General features: G+C 59.8%; 21 protein-coding genes. 11 read left to right on the top strand and 10 right to left on the bottom strand.

Going from position 1 to position 19,007, the window contains the following annotated elements:
- A complete protein-coding gene (locus tag RGR602_RS14680) occupies nucleotides 1–918 on the bottom strand; it encodes a DMT family transporter (RefSeq protein WP_039846898.1) in 918 nt (305 codons plus the stop codon).
- A gap of 196 nt (nucleotides 919–1,114) precedes the next feature.
- Between RGR602_RS14680 and RGR602_RS14675 the strand changes: the two genes are divergently transcribed.
- A complete protein-coding gene (locus RGR602_RS14675) occupies nucleotides 1,115–2,413 on the top strand; it encodes an adenylosuccinate synthase (protein ID WP_039845713.1) in 1,299 nt (432 codons plus the stop codon).
- Nucleotides 2,414–2,475: 62 nt separating this feature from the next.
- Complete coding sequence (locus tag RGR602_RS14670; RefSeq protein ID WP_039845712.1) at nucleotides 2,476–4,887, top strand: RodZ family helix-turn-helix domain-containing protein; 2,412 nt, start codon at nucleotides 2,476–2,478, stop codon at nucleotides 4,885–4,887.
- 170 nt (nucleotides 4,888–5,057) lie between these two features.
- On the opposite strand, the gene RGR602_RS38350 is transcribed toward RGR602_RS14670, so the two are convergent.
- The 3 genes from RGR602_RS38350 to RGR602_RS14655 form a co-directional block, all read right to left on the bottom strand.
- Nucleotides 5,058–5,276 carry a glutathione S-transferase family protein gene (locus RGR602_RS38350; RefSeq protein ID WP_052451571.1) on the bottom strand — a complete coding sequence of 73 codons (219 nt, stop codon included), beginning with the start codon at nucleotides 5,274–5,276 and terminating at the stop codon, nucleotides 5,058–5,060.
- Nucleotides 5,277–5,466: 190 nt separating this feature from the next.
- Entirely contained in the window at nucleotides 5,467–6,375 is a 909-nt protein-coding gene (gene rpoH, locus RGR602_RS14660) for an RNA polymerase sigma factor RpoH (RefSeq protein WP_039845711.1), read from the bottom strand.
- A gap of 172 nt (nucleotides 6,376–6,547) precedes the next feature.
- The gene (locus tag RGR602_RS14655; RefSeq protein ID WP_039845710.1) at nucleotides 6,548–7,573 is read right to left on the bottom strand and encodes an RluA family pseudouridine synthase; all 1,026 of its coding nucleotides are present in this window, start codon (nucleotides 7,571–7,573) and stop codon (nucleotides 6,548–6,550) included.
- Nucleotides 7,574–7,610: 37 nt separating this feature from the next.
- Between RGR602_RS14655 and RGR602_RS14650 the strand changes: the two genes are divergently transcribed.
- Together RGR602_RS14650 and RGR602_RS14645 are read left to right on the top strand one after the other, a co-directional pair.
- Nucleotides 7,611–7,994: a hypothetical protein gene (locus tag RGR602_RS14650; protein WP_039845709.1), complete on the top strand. Its 384-nt coding sequence runs from the start codon at nucleotides 7,611–7,613 to the stop codon at nucleotides 7,992–7,994.
- Nucleotides 7,995–7,999: 5 nt separating this feature from the next.
- Nucleotides 8,000–8,821: a TrmH family RNA methyltransferase gene (locus RGR602_RS14645; RefSeq protein WP_039845708.1), complete on the top strand. Its 822-nt coding sequence runs from the start codon at nucleotides 8,000–8,002 to the stop codon at nucleotides 8,819–8,821.
- On the opposite strand, the gene RGR602_RS14640 is transcribed toward RGR602_RS14645, so the two are convergent.
- Nucleotides 8,822–9,976: a hypothetical protein gene (locus RGR602_RS14640; RefSeq protein WP_039845707.1), complete on the bottom strand. Its 1,155-nt coding sequence runs from the start codon at nucleotides 9,974–9,976 to the stop codon at nucleotides 8,822–8,824.
- Nucleotides 9,977–10,097: 121 nt separating this feature from the next.
- A complete protein-coding gene (locus RGR602_RS14635) occupies nucleotides 10,098–10,694 on the bottom strand; it encodes a DUF1134 domain-containing protein (RefSeq protein WP_039845706.1) in 597 nt (198 codons plus the stop codon).
- Between the two features lie 189 nt (nucleotides 10,695–10,883).
- On the opposite strand from RGR602_RS14635, the gene chpT reads away from it, so the two are divergent.
- Nucleotides 10,884–11,531: a histidine phosphotransferase ChpT gene (gene chpT / locus RGR602_RS14630; RefSeq protein ID WP_039845705.1), complete on the top strand. Its 648-nt coding sequence runs from the start codon at nucleotides 10,884–10,886 to the stop codon at nucleotides 11,529–11,531.
- A gap of 119 nt (nucleotides 11,532–11,650) precedes the next feature.
- On the top strand, nucleotides 11,651–12,013 hold the full coding sequence (locus RGR602_RS14625; RefSeq protein ID WP_039845704.1) for a response regulator: 363 nt from the start codon (nucleotides 11,651–11,653) through the stop codon (nucleotides 12,011–12,013).
- Nucleotides 12,014–12,139: 126 nt separating this feature from the next.
- Here RGR602_RS14625 and ctrA read toward each other — a convergent pair whose 3' ends face one another.
- Nucleotides 12,140–12,841 carry a response regulator transcription factor CtrA gene (ctrA, locus tag RGR602_RS14620; protein ID WP_003542362.1) on the bottom strand — a complete coding sequence of 234 codons (702 nt, stop codon included), beginning with the start codon at nucleotides 12,839–12,841 and terminating at the stop codon, nucleotides 12,140–12,142.
- A 441-nt stretch (nucleotides 12,842–13,282) separates the two neighbouring features.
- Between ctrA and RGR602_RS14615 the strand changes: the two genes are divergently transcribed.
- Nucleotides 13,283–13,633: a hypothetical protein gene (locus RGR602_RS14615; protein WP_039845703.1), complete on the top strand. Its 351-nt coding sequence runs from the start codon at nucleotides 13,283–13,285 to the stop codon at nucleotides 13,631–13,633.
- Nucleotides 13,634–13,730: 97 nt separating this feature from the next.
- Here RGR602_RS14615 and RGR602_RS14610 read toward each other — a convergent pair whose 3' ends face one another.
- Complete coding sequence (locus RGR602_RS14610) at nucleotides 13,731–14,009, bottom strand: GNAT family N-acetyltransferase (protein WP_039845702.1); 279 nt, start codon at nucleotides 14,007–14,009, stop codon at nucleotides 13,731–13,733.
- A 107-nt stretch (nucleotides 14,010–14,116) separates the two neighbouring features.
- Between RGR602_RS14610 and RGR602_RS14605 the strand changes: the two genes are divergently transcribed.
- The gene (locus tag RGR602_RS14605) at nucleotides 14,117–14,584 is read left to right on the top strand and encodes a paraquat-inducible protein A (RefSeq protein ID WP_039846897.1); all 468 of its coding nucleotides are present in this window, start codon (nucleotides 14,117–14,119) and stop codon (nucleotides 14,582–14,584) included.
- A gap of 24 nt (nucleotides 14,585–14,608) precedes the next feature.
- Here the strand turns inward: RGR602_RS14605 and sciP are convergent, their stop codons facing one another.
- Complete coding sequence (sciP, locus tag RGR602_RS14600) at nucleotides 14,609–14,884, bottom strand: CtrA inhibitor SciP (RefSeq protein ID WP_007533628.1); 276 nt, start codon at nucleotides 14,882–14,884, stop codon at nucleotides 14,609–14,611.
- A gap of 682 nt (nucleotides 14,885–15,566) precedes the next feature.
- Here sciP and RGR602_RS39405 point away from each other — a divergent pair.
- Nucleotides 15,567–15,905 carry a hypothetical protein gene (locus RGR602_RS39405; RefSeq protein WP_052451569.1) on the top strand — a complete coding sequence of 113 codons (339 nt, stop codon included), beginning with the start codon at nucleotides 15,567–15,569 and terminating at the stop codon, nucleotides 15,903–15,905.
- Between the two features lie 250 nt (nucleotides 15,906–16,155).
- Nucleotides 16,156–16,659 carry an AAA family ATPase gene (locus tag RGR602_RS14590; RefSeq protein ID WP_039845701.1) on the top strand — a complete coding sequence of 168 codons (504 nt, stop codon included), beginning with the start codon at nucleotides 16,156–16,158 and terminating at the stop codon, nucleotides 16,657–16,659.
- A gap of 192 nt (nucleotides 16,660–16,851) precedes the next feature.
- On the opposite strand, the gene RGR602_RS14585 is transcribed toward RGR602_RS14590, so the two are convergent.
- Nucleotides 16,852–17,763, bottom strand: a complete 912-nt coding sequence (locus RGR602_RS14585; RefSeq protein WP_039845700.1) for a LysR substrate-binding domain-containing protein — start codon at nucleotides 17,761–17,763, stop codon at nucleotides 16,852–16,854.
- 166 nt (nucleotides 17,764–17,929) lie between these two features.
- Between RGR602_RS14585 and RGR602_RS14580 the strand changes: the two genes are divergently transcribed.
- Nucleotides 17,930–18,628: a type 1 glutamine amidotransferase domain-containing protein gene (locus tag RGR602_RS14580; RefSeq protein WP_039846896.1), complete on the top strand. Its 699-nt coding sequence runs from the start codon at nucleotides 17,930–17,932 to the stop codon at nucleotides 18,626–18,628.
- Nucleotides 18,629–19,007: the final 379 nt, after the last annotated feature.

Below are 19,007 nucleotides of genomic sequence, written 5' to 3'. Positions count from 1 at the left end.
TTAGTCCATTGGCGAGGCGGGGGCGGTCGAAGCCGAAAGCTTTGGACGTCCCTTCTCAGCGATCGCAATGCCGCCCAGCGTCAGCACCAGCGAGACGAAATGGAAAAGCTGCAATGCTTCGCCAAGCAGCAGCACGGATAAGAGCGTGCCGAAAACCGGAACGAGATTGATGAACAGGCTGGCCCGGTTGGCGCCGATCCACTCCACGCCTTTGATATAGAGGATCTGCGCAACCAGCGAGGCGAAGATCGCCGTGTAGAATGTGATGATCCAGCCTTTGCCGTCCGGCATCTGGACATTGCCGGCCGCATTTTCCCAAAGCAGCAGTGGCAGCGACGTCAGCGCCGCCGCAAGGGCCGGAAAGGCCATGAGCGTGCGCCAGTCGACCGGCGGCTTCCAGCGCAGAAAGATCGTGTAGATCGAATAGGCGGCGACCGCCACCAGCATCAAGGCATCGCCGCGGTTGAGACCGAGCGTAAGCAGCGCCGCGATATCGCCATGGGAGGCGGTCAAGGCCACGCCGACGAGCGTCATGCCGAAGCCGGCGACCTGCGCGGCCGAAACGCCAGTGCGGAAGAAAATCAGATTGAGCAGGAAGATCAGCATCGGGATGCCTGCCTGCTCGATCGCAACATTGATGGCGGTGGTGTATTTCACGGCCGAGTAAAGCATGGCGTTGAAGAGCGTATAGCCGACCATGCCGTAGAAAAGCAGCAGTGGCAGCTTCTTTCGGACGACCGGCCAGTCCTTCTTGATCTGCGGAATCGACACCGCGGCGATGAGCGCGGTGGCAATTGTCCAGCGTAGGAACGTCAGCGTCATGGGGCTCACATGGCCGAGCGCCAGCTTTCCGGCGACAGTGTTTCCACCCCAGCACAACGTCGCAATGGCGAGACAAATATAGGCCGTGATATGCAAGGTTGATTCTTTTCCGTCTTCCGAAAAGTAGTTCGCAGGGCTGCCGATGGACCGGCAATAGCCCGGGACTGGCTGATTTGTCACGTAAAAAGCCCATTTCGCTCTGATAACAGGGTCGCTTTCCAAAAAACAAAGCTTTATAGATGCGCGGGTTTGAGCAGAGCGCGGATAATCCGCCGGTAACAGGAAGAGTTGGATGACGAACGTAGTCGTGGTCGGTTCGCAATGGGGTGACGAAGGCAAGGGCAAGATTGTCGATTGGCTTTCGGAACGTGCGGATATCGTTGTGCGCTATCAGGGCGGACACAATGCCGGCCATACGCTCGTCATCGACGGCACGAGCTACAAGCTGTCGCTGTTGCCTTCCGGTGTCGTGCGCCCGGGCAAGATGGCGGTGATCGGAAACGGCGTCGTCGTCGATCCGCACGCGCTGATTGCCGAGATTGAGAAGCTCGAAAAACAGGGCGTCAAGATTTCTCCCGACAACCTGCGCATCGCCGACAACGCTACGCTGATCCTCTCGCTGCACCGCGAGCTCGATGCCTATCGCGAAGATGCCGCCTCCAACAGCGGCACGAAGATCGGCACGACGCGCCGTGGCATCGGCCCGGCCTATGAAGACAAGGTCGGCCGTCGCGCGATTCGGGTCATGGATCTCGCCGATCTGGAGGCGCTCCCGGGCAAGGTCGACCGTATCCTCACGCACCACAACGCGCTTCGCCGCGGCCTGGGCGTCGACGAGGTGAGCCACGAGGCGATCATGACGGAGCTGACGTCGATCGCCGATCGCGTGCTTCCCTTCCGCGAAACGGTGTGGCTGCTCCTCGACAAGGAGCGCCGCAAGGGCGCGCACATTCTCTTCGAAGGCGCGCAGGGCAGCTTGCTCGATATCGACCATGGCACCTATCCCTTCGTGACCTCGTCGAATACGGTCGCCGGCCAGGCTTCTGCCGGCTCGGGCATGGGACCTGGCTCGCTCGGCTATATCCTCGGCATCACCAAGGCCTACACGACGCGCGTCGGCGAAGGTCCGTTTCCGACGGAACTCAACGATTCGGTTGGCCAGTTCCTTGGTGAGAAGGGCCATGAATTCGGTACGGTGACGGGACGCAAGCGCCGTTGCGGCTGGTTCGATGCGGCGCTTGTGCGCCAGTCGGTCGCCACCAACGGCATCACTGGCATTGCGCTGACGAAGCTCGATGTGCTTGACGGTCTCGACGAGCTGAAGATCTGTGTCGGCTACATGCTCGACGGCGAGCAGATCGACCACCTGCCGGCAAGCCAGGCGGCGCAGGCTCGCGTGGAGCCGGTCTACATCACGCTGGAAGGCTGGAAGGAGTCGACCGTCGGTGCCCGCAGTTGGGCCGCTCTGCCTGCGCAGGCGATCAAATATGTCCGCCAGGTCGAGGAGCTAATCGGTGCGCCTGTCGCGCTTTTGTCCACAAGCCCCGAGCGCGATGACACCATACTTGTGACTGATCCGTTTGAGGATTAATGTCGCGGGTCATTATGGCATCTGGTCCGGCCGCGAATCGGGCCTCTCGAGAAAAGTAACTAATGGCTGATTTTATTGCAGTTATCCGGCGGGCGGTTGACGGCCTGGCTGAAAACACCCCCGAGATGCGGACGAAGGTTTACGAGCGTGCCCGCGGCGCGGTGCAGCGGCAGCTCGAAAACATGAAGCCGCGCCCGCCGGAAGCGATGCTGCAGCGCCAGCTCGATAAGCTCGATGCTGCTATCCGTGAGGTGGAGGCCGAGCACTCCGAGGCATTGCCGGACGATGAGGCAGCCATTGCTGCAGCAGACGCGCCTGTCCATGAAGAGCCTGTTTCCGAGCCGTCAACAGAGTATGCTGTCGCTCCGGAGCCGGCTGAAGAACCAGTAGCTGGAGAACCGGTCGCTGACGAACCGGTTGCCGCAGAACTTGCTGACGAACCGGTTGCTGCAGAACCGGTCGCAGAAGAGCATCGCGCCGATGCGGATGAAGAAGCGCAATACCGTCACGAAGAGCCGCAGCCTGAACCGCAGGAAGAGGCGGCTCCCTACGAGGAGCCTCACGAGGAGCCTGCGTCGGTAGCGGCGGTGCCGGAAGAACAAGAAGAAGAACGATGGGACCGCCCGGTCGAGGAAGTTACTGCTGCGGCTGAGGCGGAAGCAGCACCTCCCGAGGAGTGGGCTGCGTCGCATCGCGATGAAGTGCCGGTCGACGAATACGCACTCCCGCCGGAGGAGTATCTCGAGGACGCGCCTGCCGTCGAGGCCGAACCGGCTGTCGAACCGGAACCCCTTCCTCCTGCCGGCGAATACAATCCGTCGAACCGGCTCGTTGAGCCGTTCGTCTCTTTCGAGAAGCCGGAGGAGTTCGTCGAGCACAGCCGCGAGGAGCCGCTGCGCGCCGAAACGGTTGCGCATTTCGATCCCGTCTGGGCCGAGCCGGCTGCCGAAACCCCGGCCGAGCCACCGAAGGACGCAGAGGTTGAATGGGCCACGGAGGAGGTCAGGAACTTCTCAGAAAGCGTTCCTCAAGCGGAGTCGGCCAACGACCACGCGCGCGCCTTCGAGGAAGCCATTGCTGGTCTTCAAAACCCGCCGCCGCCCGCGAAGATGCCGGCCGCAAACCAGGGTTTTTCCTGGGAAGCCGCAGCCTTTGACGATCTGCCGCCGATCGAGGCAGGCACCAACAACAAGAAGGCCCCTGTCGCAGCGCACTTCGACGATTCGGACCTGTTCGCCGAGATCCACGGCAAGCCCGCGGCGCCTGCTGCCGACGTACCGGGCGAAGAGTGGCAGGAAGCCAAGGCCCTTCGGGGTTACGGTCGCCGCGGCGTGGTCGCCGAAGACGACGATTCGGCGCCAACTGCCGATATCGACCAGATCGTTGCCGCCAAACTGCAGAGCAAGAATTTCCGCATGGAACCGAAGCGCCGCCGCTTCGGTATCGGCACGATCATTGCCGTCATCGGCGTGCTGGCATTGCTGGGCGGCGGTGCCTATGCCGCCTGGATGAACCGTGCCGAGCTGATCGCGATGGTTGACAATCTGGTGAGCGCCGCTCCGTCCAAGACAGCCGAGAGCGAGCCCGCTGCTATGCAGAACCAGACGCCGGCAACCCCTTCGACAAACAACACAGAAGCGGCCAAGCCTGCCGAACCTGGCCGGCAGGTTGCCGCGCTCGATGACGGCTCTTCGGTCAACAACAAATTCAACCAGCGCCTCATGGCAGACGGTACGGAAGTCGACAGCGGCCCGGCTGCCATGCCCGGTACGCCGACCGCCGAAGGCAAGTCGGTCTCCGAGCAGAATGTCGCATCCACCGCGCCGGCTCCGCCCGTACAGGCAGGTGGGGCGTCCGCCGAGACGCCGCCGCCGAACGGCCCGTCCGCTGCCCCGCAGCAGGTGCCGGCCGGTGCGAGCGAGAAGATGTTCCTGTATGAGGAGCGGATCGGCCAGAGCTCGCCAACGGCGATCCAGGGGGGCGTCGCCTGGAGCGTCCAGCATGAAGCCGGCCAGGGCGGCAAGCAAGAATCGACGGTGCAGGCCAATGTGACGGTGCCGGAGCGCAATCTTTCGGCTCTCGTGACCTTCAAGCGCAACTCCGATCCGTCGCTTCCGGCGAGCCATCTCGTCGAGATCGTCTTCTCGCTTCCGCCGAATTTCGAAGGCGGCAGCATCGATAGCGTCCAACGCATTTCGATGAAGCGCACGGAGCAGGATCGCGGCGACCCGTTGATTGCGGTTCCTGCCAAAATCACCGATGACTTCCACATGATTGCGCTGAACGATTATCCGGATGCCCGCAAGGCGAACCTCGATCTGCTTTCGACGCGTGACTGGATCGATATTCCGATTACCTATCGCAACGGCCGCCGCGCGCTGATCACGATGCAGAAGGGTCCGACCGGCATAGCAGCCTTCAATACAGCAATCAAAGAATGGGCGGCGCTCGGCGACGTGAGCACGAGCCAGTAGCGCGCTGGTCGCCTGGAAAAGTGGCAACGGGACAACCCGCTGCCGGGCTTAAGTCGTTGGCTTCGTGTATTGCATGCTTTTACGCTCGGCGATGCGTTTCCACCAGGCGGTGAGGCCGGTGTACTGCTCAAGCAGCTTCCGCCCTTCGGGAACCGTCAGGAAATAATCCATCATTGGTGCGATGTCAGCGTCTCACCCGCGAGCCAAGGCTCCCCATCCATCAAATCCGCAAGAGCCTGCAGGCAAACAGGCGCTTTGGATCGAGCGATGGCCACGCCCGCCTCATCGCTTGGCTCTCCGCGCAGCGGCTTCGACACCAGTTCCACATGTATTCCCCAGACGAGGTTGGAGTAGATGTATCCATCCGCGATGCTGATGATCTGGTTCATCCGGGCGCACTGCCTTGGAGTTGCAGGTTGCAGGCCGCGCGGACCGCACATAAACGCTGTAATCCGCGCCGAACAGTTTCGGCCTTTGCCTCATCCCGGAAGGTGCCTCTTGCGAACTTAAAATGAAGAAAGCCGCCTGTCGCAAACTGCAGCAAGCGGCTTTCCGATCTCATGTCGAGGCGCCAACCCGTTATGCCGTGGCTTCGACGACACGGACGGCGTTTGCCCTTTCCAACGCTTCCTTGCGCACCGCGTCCTGCACCTTTTCGAAGGCGCGGACTTCGATCTGGCGCACGCGTTCGCGGCTGATGTCGAACTCGGTTGACAGATCTTCCAGCGTGACCGGATCGTCGGCAAGGCGGCGTGCTTCGAAGATGCGGCGTTCGCGGTCGTTCAGCACGCCCATCGCCTTCGAGAGCATGCGGCGGCGCGTTTCGAGCTCATCCTGCTCGATCAGCACGTCTTCCTGGCTGTCGTGATCGTCCACGAGCCAATCCTGCCACTGCCCGCTGTCGCCTTCGGAGGCCTTGATCGGCGCGTTCAGCGAAGCGTCGCCGGACAGGCGGCGGTTCATCGAAACGACCTCCTCCTCGGAGACGTTCAGCTTCGTGGCGATCTCCGCGACATGCTCCGGCTTCAGGTCGCCTTCGTCGATTGCCTGGATCCGACCCTTGAGGCGGCGCAGGTTGAAGAACAGGCGCTTCTGGTTGGCGGTCGTGCCCATCTTCACCAGCGACCACGAGCGCAGGATATATTCCTGGATCGAGGCCTTGATCCACCACATTGCGTAGGTGGCGAGCCGGAAACCGCGTTCCGGATCAAACTTCTTGACGGCTTGCATGAGGCCGACATTGCCTTCGGACACAACTTCGCCGATCGGCAGGCCGTAGCCGCGGTAGCCCATCGCGATCTTGGCGACGAGACGCAGGTGGCTGGTAACGAGTTTATGCGCAGCTTCGCGGTCACCGTGCTCGGAATAGCGCTTTGCCAGCATATATTCCTGCTGCGGCTCCAGCATCGGAAACTTGCGGATTTCGTCGAGATAACGATTGAGACCGGCTTCGCCGGCGGTAATGGACGGCAAGGTATTGCGGGCCATGATTGCACCCTCCTATATAGATTCCGGTTCCCGATGGAACGCGTCCCCGCGTCTGAACTGGCGAACCGGGACGTGCGGCTCAAATCCAAGCCCGCACTAAGTCAACATACAGATAAGTATGGCGGAACAGCGGTTCAAGCCCATCAAAAGCCTTCACGAAGACGTTATACTGCTAACGTCGGAGCGCTTCTGCGAGTTCCACCATATCTGCGGGGAGGGGCACTTCGAAGTCCATGAGTTCACCCGTGCGGGGATGCTCGAACTGCAGCATATAGGCATGGAGCGCCTGACGGCCGAAGCTGTTGACGACGTTACGTGCTTCATCGGGCAGTAGATTGGCCTTGGTTCTGAAATGCGCTCCATAGACCGTATCGCCAAGCAGCGGATGGCCGATATGGGCCATATGGACGCGAATCTGATGGGTGCGGCCGGTCTCCAGATGGCATTCGACGAGGGCGGCAAGCGCTGTTGCATCCGGGCTCTCGTGGAAGCGTTCCAGCACCGCGTAATGCGTGATGGCCTCATCAGCATCCTGGCTGTCAGGACGCTTGACGGAGCGGCGCGTGCGGTCGCCGGTCGAGCGGCCGAGCGGTGCATCGATCGTGCCTGAGAGCGAGCGCGGCCGGCCCCAGACGATCGCCTGGTAGGCGCGCTTGAGGGGCATGGTGCGGCCGTGATCTGCAAACTGGAGCGACAGGTGGCGATGTGCAATATCGTTCTTGGCGACGACCATGACGCCGGTCGTATCCTTGTCAAGCCGATGCACGATGCCTGGCCGCCGGACGCCGCCGATACCCGAGAGGCTGTCGCCGCAGTGGTGGATCAGCGCATTGACGAGCGTTCCCGTCCAGTTTCCGGCAGCCGGATGGACGACCATGCCGGTCGGTTTCGAGATGACAATGAGGTCGTCGTCCTCGTAAAGGATGTCGAGCGGGATGACTTCGCCCTTCGGCGTCGGGTCTTCCGGCTCGGGCAGCAGGAGTTCGTAATTGTCGCCGGAGCGCACTTTCTTTTGCGGGTCGAGTACGACGGCGCCGTTCACCAGCAACTGGCCATCCTTGATCAGAACCTTGACGCGGCTGCGGGAAAATTCCTCGCCGAGCTGAGCCGTCAGCCAGGCGTCGAGGCGGCCTTCGGCCTTCTCATCGGCAGTCAGGACTTTCCTAATGCCGGATGCTTGTTTAAAGGGGTCGCTCAAGACGCTTCTTCTCCGAAGTATTTCATAGGACACCACGATGACGAAAATCGAGCTGGACGATCAGGAAGAACAGCCCCTTGATCCGGCAATGGAAAATGTCCGGCGCAAGATGGTCCGCCTGCAGATCGTCTCCGGCGCCATCATGTTCGTGAGCCTTATGGCGGTCTTCGGCGCCGTTGTCTACAAGACGATGAAGGCCGAACCGGCAGAAACGGCAGTTGTTTCGGGCTCCGGCGGCTCTTCGGATTCGCCGGCAAGATCCACAGTTTCCCTGCCGCTCGGGTTCGCCGTGCAGTCCACCTCGCTCTCCGGCAGCCAGATCCTGTTCTTCGGCCAATCGATCGACGGCAAGCGTAAGGCGCTGGTCTTCGACATCGAGGCGGGTCGGCTCGTCGCCGACATCACCGTCGCCGGCAACTGAGGCCGATGGCTGCCGCGCCGATCACGATCGAAAGCGCCGACGATCCGCGCATTGCGGAATTTCGCGCGATCCGCGAACGCGACCTGACGGGCAGGCAGAACCGTTTCATTGCCGAAGGCACCGTCGTGCTGCGCATGCTGGCCGAAGCCCATGCTACCAGACGCGGCTTCGAGGCCGAGAAAATCCTGCTGCTGCGAAACCGCGCCGAAGGCGTCGCAGCCATTCTTGCGCGCGTGCCGGACGATGTCCCAGTCTATGTCGCCGAGGCGGATGTTCTCGACGGCATCGTCGGCTTCCATCTGCATCGCGGCGTGCTGGCGCTCGGCCGACGCATCCCGGGCAGCGAGAACCTGCTCGACAGCCTGGCGGAGCGCGCGCTGGTGCTCGTTGGCTGCGGCATTTCCAATCACGACAATGCCGGTTCGATGTTCCGCAATGCGGCCGCCTTCAACGCGGACGCCATCTTCCTCGACGAGACCTCCTGCGATCCGCTTTACCGGAAGGCGATGCGTGTCTCGGTAGGTTCCGTGCTGAGCGTTCCCTATCAACGCAGCAGCAGTGCTCTCGATATCCTCATCGCACTGACAGAACGCGGTTTCGATATCTGGACGCTATCGCCGCGCGGCAAGACGGATATCCGTGCGATAAAACCTTCGGATCGCATGGCGCTGGTGGTCGGTACAGAGGGAGATGGGCTGCCGGAAGCTGTCCTGGCGCGCTTCAAGAGTGCGCGCATTCCGCAATCTGTCCGCCTCGACAGTCTCAATGTCGCGACGGCGACCGGCATCGCTTTGTTCGCGATGGCATCGGCGGCCGATCGTCTCTGATCAGCCCGGTTGCGACAGGATCGTTGCGGCGCGCTGGGCGAGGCTCACGCGTTCGCCCTCTTCGTTACCCGCATCCTCCGGCAGAAGGTCGCGGATCGGCGAGGAGGGGCCCTCGTTAAGCGCCGTCAGTGCGACCATGCCAGCCGCGATCGAGGCGATCTCTTCGCGCATGGCGCTGTCGTTGCCCGTCGTCGCCTTCGCCTTGGAAATGCGATCGGAAACGGCTGCACTGCGCGCGCGAACTTCTTCGGCAAGGCGGGCGGCAACCGCTGCTGAATCAAGTTCGGAAGCTGGAGATTCTTCCTGCATCAGTTCCTCCCCTTTGGTTTCGAGCGTTGCCAGACCCGCATCGCGCAGCCCGCGGTTTGCCTTGCGCAGGCCGGCATTGAGCGACTTCAATTGCTCCTTGAGCTTGGCGATTTCCTGCTGGCGGCGGCCGAGCAGCGTTTCCTTGTCGGCAGCGGCAGCAGCTTCGCGCGCGCATTTGTCCTCCAGGCGGATCACCAAATGCTCCTGCTGCGTCAGCTTCTGCTCGGCATCCTTGGCCCGCTTCTGCAGAAGATTGACGTCCTGGCGCAACGTGTCGCGTTCGTCGCGCAGCGCGTTGGCAAGGGATTTTAGACTTTCCATCTCGGTGTCGCGCGCCGCCATGTCGATTTTAAGGTTGTCCGCCTTCTCGGCGAACTTGTTGAGGCGCGTGCGCAGCGTCTCGATCTCACTTTCCTTTGCAGAAGTCGCCTGTTCGGCAATATGCAGGCTCGTCTTCAACTGGCTGATATAGTTTTCGTCCTTGCGCAGGCGGGAGCGCATTTCGGCGGCCTCGACGTTCAGATCGCCGATCTGCGCCTGCAGTGCGCCGAGTTCGGACGACAAGCGGCCGGCATCGAGCGCAAGGGAATCATGGCGAAGCTGCAGCGACAGGGATTTTTCGCGCTCGCGTATCAGGTCCTGCGCCGTTCTGGCATTCTCCGCAGCGTAGAGCGCCCGAACCATGTCCTTCTGCGCCCTTACTTCCTGCGGGGTGAGGGGCATTGTCGCCTTCATGCGGTTTTCCGTATACCAGACGATGCGGCGATGGATTGCAGGAGAGATCAGGAAGACGAGGAACGCCGCCGTCAGGAAACCCAGTCCGAACAAAAGAGTATATTCGATCACGGCGCGGCCATTGCTTTAAGGTTTGATTTGCGTCAGCGCCAATGATTAAAGCACGCGCTGCGCCTAGAGCAAGTGGCGGGAAGGTGACGGCGGGCAAGAAACCCGCCGCGGGATCGTGGGATTAGAAGGGGTTCCAGGTCGGGCCGGGCGTAATTTTCAGATAGCCGACGTTGACGCCGAGGCGGGCTCCGACGCCGGTGCGGATCGGAACCACCAGAACATTATTGTTTTTAAGCAGCGTCATGCCAAAGCCGGCAATGACGAAAGCCTGGCCGCTGACGCCGCCGAAGCGGGCATAAATGCTCTCGATCGAAGGCAGATCGTAGACCAGCATCATGACGCGCGAGCCTTGGCCGCCGTAGTCGATGCCGAGGGACGGTCCCTGCCAGTAGAGCGAATGTGCGCCGGCGTTCTTGGTGTTGAGCTGGCCTTCTCCGTAGGTCAGGCCGGCGATGAAGGCGCCGGACCCTTCCTGTCCCAAAACGTAACCGTTTGGCAGACCGTATTTCTGAAAGGCCGCTTCAACTACCTTTGCCAGGCCGCCGCTGGTCGATCCGAAAAAGGAATGGCCAGCGTCGACGATCTCCTGCATGGTGTACTGATTGCTGTTGGCCTGCTGTGCTGCCGCCTGCTGCGGGGAGAGCACAAATGCTGCAATGGTCAGCGCGACGAAGAGTCGGCAAAAGCCCATAAATCTTCCGGGGGATTGAAGGCGCATGGTGTCATCCGTTCATCATGGTCGGTTCGATGAGCCGTTTCCGGCAATGGATGCATTTTGCGCGGATCGTCTTAACAATCGGTTTACCAAATATGGTGTCATTATGGCGACGAGTACGGCGCAAACTTCGTGCAATTTTGATCAAGCATGATAGGCGGGATGAAATCTTGCCGCCTTTAGGAGACGATGATGTCCAAGAACCCCAATCTCACACTGACCGGCCCCGATCTGGCCGCGCTACTTTGCAGCCGTGTTTGCCATGACGTCATCTCGCCCGTCGGCGCGATCAACAATGGTCTCGAGCTGTTGGACGAAGGCGGGGCCGATTCGGACGCCATGGACCTTATCCGCACGAGCGCGCTCAATGCCTCGGTTCGCCTGAAATTTGCACGCCTTGCATTTGGCGCCTCCGGTTCGGTCGGCGCTTCGATCGATACCGGTGAGGCTGAGCGCGCAGCCAAGGATTTCGCAGCTGCAGAAAAGAAGACCGAGGTGAGCTGGAATGGGCCGCGCGCCATCGTCGCGAAAAACCGGGTCAAGCTGCTGCTCAATCTCTTCCTGGTTGCCTATTCCTCGATCCCGCGCGGCGGCTCACTGGAAGTGACGCTTGAGAACCCGGAGTTCGACGCCAAGTTCAAGATCGTCGCCAAGGGCAAGCTGATGCGCCTGCCGGCGAAGTTCGTGGAAATTACATCGGGCCAAGTCGAGGAGGCGATCGATGCGCATTCGATCCAGCCCTACTACACGGTCCTGCTTGCCGACGAGTGCGGTATGGAGCTCGGCCACAGCGCAACGGGCGAAGAAATTATCTTCACCGCGGAGGCGGTTTTTGTCTAGCGTCATGGTTGCATCGCTGCAGCCTGGCACGTCCCAGGTAACACTTCCTTAGCCTAATGGACCTATTCTCAAGGACTGAGGGAGTTCCACTGGGGTAAAAGTGGAGCGAAGGAGCAGGCATGCAGCGGTTCATGATCACTGATAGTTCGGATGTCGTCCGCAAAGTCGGAAAGCGTATCCTTTCCGAACTCGATTTCCTTGTCAGTGAGGCGTCCAATGCAAGCGAAGCGCTTTCGCGCTGCCAGGCCGAGCTTCCGGAATATATCATCGTCGATTCCGGCATGGACGGCGCGCTCGAACTGATTTCCGCCATCCGGGCGATGGAAGGCGGCAAGGACGTCAAGATCTACTACTGTGTGATCGAGGCCGATCTCAAGAAGCTGATGATGGGCAAGCGGGCAGGGGCCACCGACTTCCTGCTGAAGCCCTTCGACCGCAAGATCCTGACGGCCGTCTTCGGCAACCGCGCCATCGCCGCCTGATTTCCTATATTCTTCAAGGCCTGAGCCGCCTCCGGGCGGCTTTGTTTTTTTGAGACCATGCAATCGAAACGAAAAATCCCGCCGGAAAAGCGGGATATCTCATATCGAAAGGGGAAATTCGGTGTCTCAGGCAGTTTCGGCGTACTCGGCGCCATCCGGCTCGCGCAGAACGTAGCCGCGGCCCCAGACGGTTTCGATGTAGTTTGCGCCGCCGGCAGCATTTGCGAGCTTCTTGCGCAGCTTGCAGATGAAGACGTCGATGATCTTCAGTTCGGGCTCGTCCATACCGCCGTAAAGGTGGTTGAGGAACATTTCCTTGGTCAGGGTCGTGCCCTTGCGGAGCGAAAGCAGCTCCAGCATCTGGTATTCCTTGCCCGTCAGGTGAACACGCTGGCCGCCGACTTCAACTGTTTTGGCGTCGAGGTTCACGATCAACTCGCCGGTCATGATGACCGACTGGGCGTGGCCCTTGGAACGGCGGACGATCGCGTGGATGCGAGCGACCAACTCGTCCTTGTGGAACGGCTTGGTCATGTAGTCGTCGGCGCCGAAGCCAAGGCCGCGGACCTTGTCTTCAATCCCTGCCATACCGGAGAGAATGAGGATTGGTGTCTTGACCTTGGACAGGCGGAGAGTGCGCAGCACTTCATATCCGGACATGTCTGGAAGGTTCAGATCGAGAAGGATGATGTCGTAATCATACAGTTTGCCGAGATCGACGCCTTCTTCACCAAGATCGGTGGTGTAGACGTTGAAGCTTTCGGATTTCAGCATCAGTTCGATGCTCTGCGCTGTCGCGCTGTCGTCTTCGATAAGTAGTACCCGCATTATTATCCCCTTTACCGCCGCCGAAAGGTGGTCTGGCCCCCTACGCGATACCGAATACTTCACTGCGTGATTTGGAAGCTGCCACGAAATGGTTAACAAATTCTGATTCACTCTGGCAAGAGGTAACGAATTTATTAAGCAATTTGTCCATTTCTCTGTTTTCCAATGAGAATCCGCAACGCCAATTCCTTAACTCTTACATTAAGAATGGCTGGTAAGCGATTCATTCGACTCACCAATGAACAGGATCCGGAAATCGCGTAGTGATGTTTACCGACCCTTAAATCATCGGCACTATCATTAACGATGCCCGTAAACGAAAGGTTACCAGCGGTAGGTTTTTGTTAATACCGATGGAAATTTTTTTTGCAGGCCGTTTCAAACCGGTGCGCAAGGGCAATTTTAGTAGAGCCGGGATCTCGCATCACTGGAGTAATGCGTATGAAGTCGCGTGAGAGCCTAGTTCGCCTGAAGGAGTTTCAGGTGAACGAAAAACGACGTCAGCTGCAGCAATTGCAGATGATGATGTCGGAATTCGAACGAATGACGAAGGATCTGGAAAGTCAGATCGTCATCGAAGAGAAGAAGTCCGGCATTTCCGACCCGAATCACTTCGCCTACCCGACCTTCGCAAAGGCGGCACGCCAGCGCGCCGACAATCTTCAGGTTTCCATCAAGGAATTGAAGATGCAGGAAGAGTCACTGGAGCAGGCGCTCGAGGAGATGCAGGCGGAATATGCCCGCGCTACCGCGCTCGAAGAGCGAGATAGCGTCATTCGGGCCCGCGCCTGACCGAGTGGCAGCGGACGCCGGCTGCGGCGTCCTGGGGATCGCCTGAAGAAGCCATGTATGACGGGCCGTAGTCCGTCATACATGGCTTTTGGTGTTGTTAATTCACCACGTCGCGCCATTCCTCGTGGCGTTGTGATTGCGCCTTGAAGAACGGGCAGAGCGCAAAGATCTTCCAGCCGCCCTTTCTCGCCTCTTCGACTGCGTGAAGCGCAAGCGCCTGGCCGACGCCTTTGCCGCGCAGGGCATCCGGCACGCCGGTGTGATCGATGATGACGAGCTTCAGCGACGTTCGGGAATAGCTCATTTCGGCTTCGTGGCCGTCGACCTTGGCCACATATCGCCCGCCCGAGGCATTGTCTTCGTTCCAAATGTCCATTGTATTTTCTCCGAAAACCGATGTTGTTCACGCAGACCGTGACATGGCGGCCATGCCATGCCAAGCCGGTGCAGGTGACGACACAGTGTTCAACCAAGGGATATTCGATGAGAAGACTGGTGGGAATCCGGCCGGTACTGCTTGCTGCAGCACCATTTTTCCTGGCGCTTGGGCTGGTGCTGCCTCTGATCCGATTCGAGAAGCTCTACTTTTTCGACGAAACGCCGTCGCTGGTGGAGATCGTCGCTTCGCTCTGGAGCGGAGGGGATATCCCGCTCGCGCTGATCGTCGGGATCGTGTCAATCGTATTGCCGATCCTGAAGATCATCGGCATTGCCGCCGAGGCGACAGCTGCCGGCGGCGGGACCGGCAGCTGGTTTTATCGTCACGCCGTACCATATCTGTCCAAGTGGTCGATGATGGACGTATTACTGGTGGCGATCGTGGTTGCGGCGGCGAAGACCACGGGCCTGGCGGATGCTTTTACTCAACCGGGACTGTGGTGCTACGCAGCGTCAACAATAATTTCGGGCCTTCTTCACTCCCTTCAGGGAAATGCGTCCGGCCCGAAATAAATGTCTTTGCCTGAGGCAGATGGTTCAGTGACGGTATTGCTGGATACGCGTCGTGCGCAGGCCGGCAAGGCCGTGACTGTTGATCGACGACTGCCAGGACAGGAATTCTTCGACGGTGAGCGTGTAACGCTCGCAGGCTTCTTCCAAGCTCAACAGGCCACCGCGCACTGCGGCGACAACCTCAGCCTTGCGACGGATAACCCAGCGCCGGGTATTCGGCGGCGGAAGATCCGCAATCGTCAGCGGGCTGCCATCGGGGCCGATGACATATTTTACTCGGGGACGTATCATTTCGGTCATTGGACTCTCTACACAACTCAAGACCACGCGGGCACTCTAGCTTGTCACATTTAAAAATTGCCTAAGCGCACAGTAAGACTTTGATAACAACTTTAGCTGCCTGACCGCCCGCCGCGGCGGGCTGCCTGCCGTAGTGTCAATTTGTACCGGATGCATGGCTCCCATGCCGAATAGAAATTACAGATATTTTGGGAGCGGCCTTATAAGCGCTGCAACATCATGAATGAGCGCTAGACCTCGTCTCCGTTCTTCTCGCAGCATCAGTCAAAGACTGCCTCGGCATGCCTCACGCCCCTACGACGCGGGGCATCGTTGCAGTCTTGCTGTTGTCCGGCGCCGTAGCGCTTTCTCTTGCGAGACCCGAACCGATGGCCCGCGGCTGAGGATAAGTCGATGACAAGACGTGAGCGCGCAGCCCGAAACTGCGCATAGGATAACGCTTTTCCGCTCTCCACCGCCGTTCGCACCGGCGAGCTGAAAGCCGACCTGAAGCGCCGGCTGGAGGACATGACGAAAGCCGCAGGCTTCGACCATTACCTCCTCGTAGCCTTTCCGCGCGCCGACAGCACGACTTTTCTCGAAAATCGCATCATCAGCAATTGGCCGCATAACCCTACCAATCTCTACGACGAGGTCGATCTGTTCTATCGCAGCCGGCTGGTAGGCGTTGAAGCGAACGATCATGCCGGTTTTCTGCGATGCCAGCCCATTCGCCGGCGGTGCCGCCAATCAGGAGAATCGCCGGCTGAATGCGCTGTTCCAGATGCATGGGCTGCAGAACACGTTCGGCTTTTCGCTGCACGACGCTGACCTGAAGCAATACATGTTCGCCTTCTCCGGTTGCCGTCCTGCGCTTTCGCGCGTATTGGGCGGTGCCGGTACGAATAATCGACAGCCAGTCGCCGCTCGCAAGCTGCGCGAGGCCGAATACCGGTGTTCGCTGATAGAATCAGCAGACCAAGACCCTGCGGAATGGCTGGCCCGTTGTCCTGAACCTGACGGGGAGGCAATTGGGCCGTGAACCCATAAACGCGAACGGCTGAGATGGGATGGGGATGCTGACAGTCAGCCAAAGCAGCCAGTGGGTTAGACGATTCACCTGTCAGCTCGCCCATGCGCTCCGTCTTGACCCCTGAACAGAGCGATCCTACAAGATAAACTATGGCAACACACCTCTGATTGGCCGCGCCTTGCGGCATTGAGCGAAGCGCAGTCCTGCACGGCACCGCGGGGCCATTTCCACTTGCCAAGCCAGAATCAGAAATTTTCCAATGCCCACGCTTTACCTCACTTGCGGTCTTCCCGGTTCGGGGAAGACGTCGCTCGCCAAGATAATCGAACATGAAGCATCTGCCCTCCGTCTGACCGGAGACGACTGGATGCACAAGCTTTACCCCGGCATCTCTACTCCAGAAGCCGAAACTGGTCCGTGCCGAGGTAAAGTCGAGAGCCTACAATGGCAGATCGCTCTACGTGCCATCAGGCTTCAGTGTAACGTTGTCGTGGATTGGGGAGTGTGGTCACGGGCAGAACGCGACACCTGCCGGGAGGAAGCTCGCGCAGCTGGTGCCCACGTCGTCCTCTGCTTCCTCGACGTTCCCTTTGATGAGCTTTGGAACCGGGTCTCCCGGCGAAACGCCGAGCTTCCAGTCGGCACGTTCGACATCTCGCGGGCGGACCTGCTTAGGTGGTCGAAGCTGTTCGAGCCGCCAACCGCCGAGGAGTTGGCGCTTTACGATCGGCAAACCCATCCAGCCATCAGCGCCCTCACATGAAACTCCACAGCGCCGGGGTATTCTCAGTCTGCGGAGTAGGCGGGTCCGGAGCAATTCGTTGATTTCGCGTAATTTTTTATAGCAGTCGTGCTCATGCTGCGAAGGTCTGCTTTGGGGCCGTAGAACGAACTCGCTGCGCGGGAGGGCGCCCGCGGTTGAGTCAGAGATCAACACGCATACGAGAAAGCCATCTTAGGTCTCTTCCGAAGTCACTTCTTTTGCCAGTTCGCCGATCATTGAACGCAACCACCTGTGGGCAGGGTCGTGGCGGTAGCGAACGTGCCAAGCCATCTGCACTGGAAAAGTGCCGAGGTCGACGGGCGCCGGTAGTACCTTCAGGCGCGAATCCCGCTCGAGGCTGCGACAGATAAGGCTCGGCAGCGTTGCGCAGTAGTCCGTGACGACAAGCATCTCGGGCACGGCAAGGAAGTGCGTGACAGAAACGGCGACTTCTCGCTTGAGGTTTTGTTGCCCCAATGCCTGGAAGAGGCCCGCGCGCAGCCGGCCCGGCGGGAGCACGTTCACATGCTTGAGCCGTTCGTACTGTTCTCGGGAAATACGGTCTCGAACGTCGGGATGGTCCTTGCGCACCACGCAGGCGAGCCCATCGTCCATAAGATGCTGGACGACAAGATTGTCCGGCGGATCGACGATGCGGCCAAGCACCATGGCCGTGGTACCGGAAATGACGCCGGTCTCGGCGAGATCGTTGCCGAATGCTGTCATGCGGAGCTTGATACCTGGCGCCAGCTCACGCGTCCTCGCAACGAGGCCCGGCATCAACACAAGCTCCACGTAGCTGTTCGGGGCAAGCGTGAACAGTCGTTCGGCGTTTGCTGGCTGGAACTCCTGCTGGTTCAAAACGAGATCGTCCAGTTGGGCCAGCGCTGCTTCGATCGTTGGAGCGATCTCCTCGGCCAGTTGCGTCGGCTTTATGCCGTACCGTTCACGGATGAACAGCGGATCCCGCAGGGTATCGCGCAGGCGGTTCAACGAGTTGGAAAGCGCCGGCTGGGTGATGCCTAGTCGCGCTGCCGCCCGTGTGACGCTCCGCTCCTCCATCAGTGCGAGGAAAACCGGGAGCAGGTTCAGGTCGTATCTCATCGAGATGTAATCTCATATGAATATCTAAAATCAAAGAAGTAAATTTCTGATATATGTGGGCAGGTGCCATTATCAGCTCATCGAAAGGCCGATGCGGCTGATCGAGCTCCAAATCAACCGGCTACGACGCCCTCACGGCGTATCATCTGACGAAGGGATCCGAACGATGAAAGTCCTCATGGTACTCACCTCCCACGACACTCTCGGTAACACCGGCACGAAGACCGGCTTCTGGCTCGAAGAGCTGGCAGCGCCGTACTACTTCTTCAAGGACGCCGGCGCCGAGATCACCCTCGCCTCGCCGAAGGGCGGCCAGCCGCCACTCGACCCGAAGAGCGACGAGCCGATGTTCCAGACGGACCTTACGCGGCGCTTCATGAATGACGAGGTTGCCAAGGCGCAGCTCGCGGGAACTGTGCGCCTGGACAGCGTCGACCAGAAGGACTTCGATACGCTCTTCTACCCCGGCGGCCACGGCCCGCTGTGGGATCTGGCCGAAGATCCGAATTCGATCAAGCTGATCGAATCCTTCACCGCGGCCGGCAAGCCGATCGCTCTCGTCTGCCATGCCCCGGGCGTCCTGCGTCAGGTGACCAATCCCGACGGCACGCCGTTCGTTCAAGGTCGCTACGTCACCGGCTTCACCAATAGCGAGGAAGAGGCCGTAGGTCTCACGAAGGTCGTGCCGTTCCTGGTGGAGGACGAACTCATCAGCCTCGGCGCGGTCTTCTCCAAGGTCAAGGACTGGGGTGTGCACACGGTCGTTGATGGCCAACTCATCACCGGTCAGAACCCCGCGTCATCGAGTGAGGCAGCGGAGGCGCTTTTAGCCGCTTTGAGCCAGATGAAGACCAGGACCGCCTGAGCGGGCTGAAACATCGTGATCTGCCGACGGCTAGTGTCGGCGGCAGCGCTTCGAAGACTGGACATCCAGTCGACGGCTTCGCGCGTCCTGCAAGTAGGTCGTCAATCTCGGGAGAAAGCCAATGAATGGTGCTGATTGCGATAAGGAAGAGGACCGCAAGTCCTCTGAATTGACCATGGTGTGTGAGTACGTGTGCCACTTCCTGGTGCGACCCACTGTTCGAATATGCAGAGCGTGGCTGCCTCGGTTAACGCAGAAACGCGCATTCTGGTCAACACGCCGGGACGCCACTCTTCTGTCGGCTGAAGGTTAAGATCGATAATCTGCATGATCCCCTCTGTTGGCAAAGTAGCACGCCGCGTCCGCATGAAGCCGGCAA

The organism is Rhizobium gallicum bv. gallicum R602sp, assembly GCF_000816845.1.
Taxonomy (GTDB): domain Bacteria; phylum Pseudomonadota; class Alphaproteobacteria; order Rhizobiales; family Rhizobiaceae; genus Rhizobium; species Rhizobium gallicum.
Note: the sequence above shows the minus strand (reverse complement) of the source record. Positions and strands in the feature narration are given on the sequence as shown.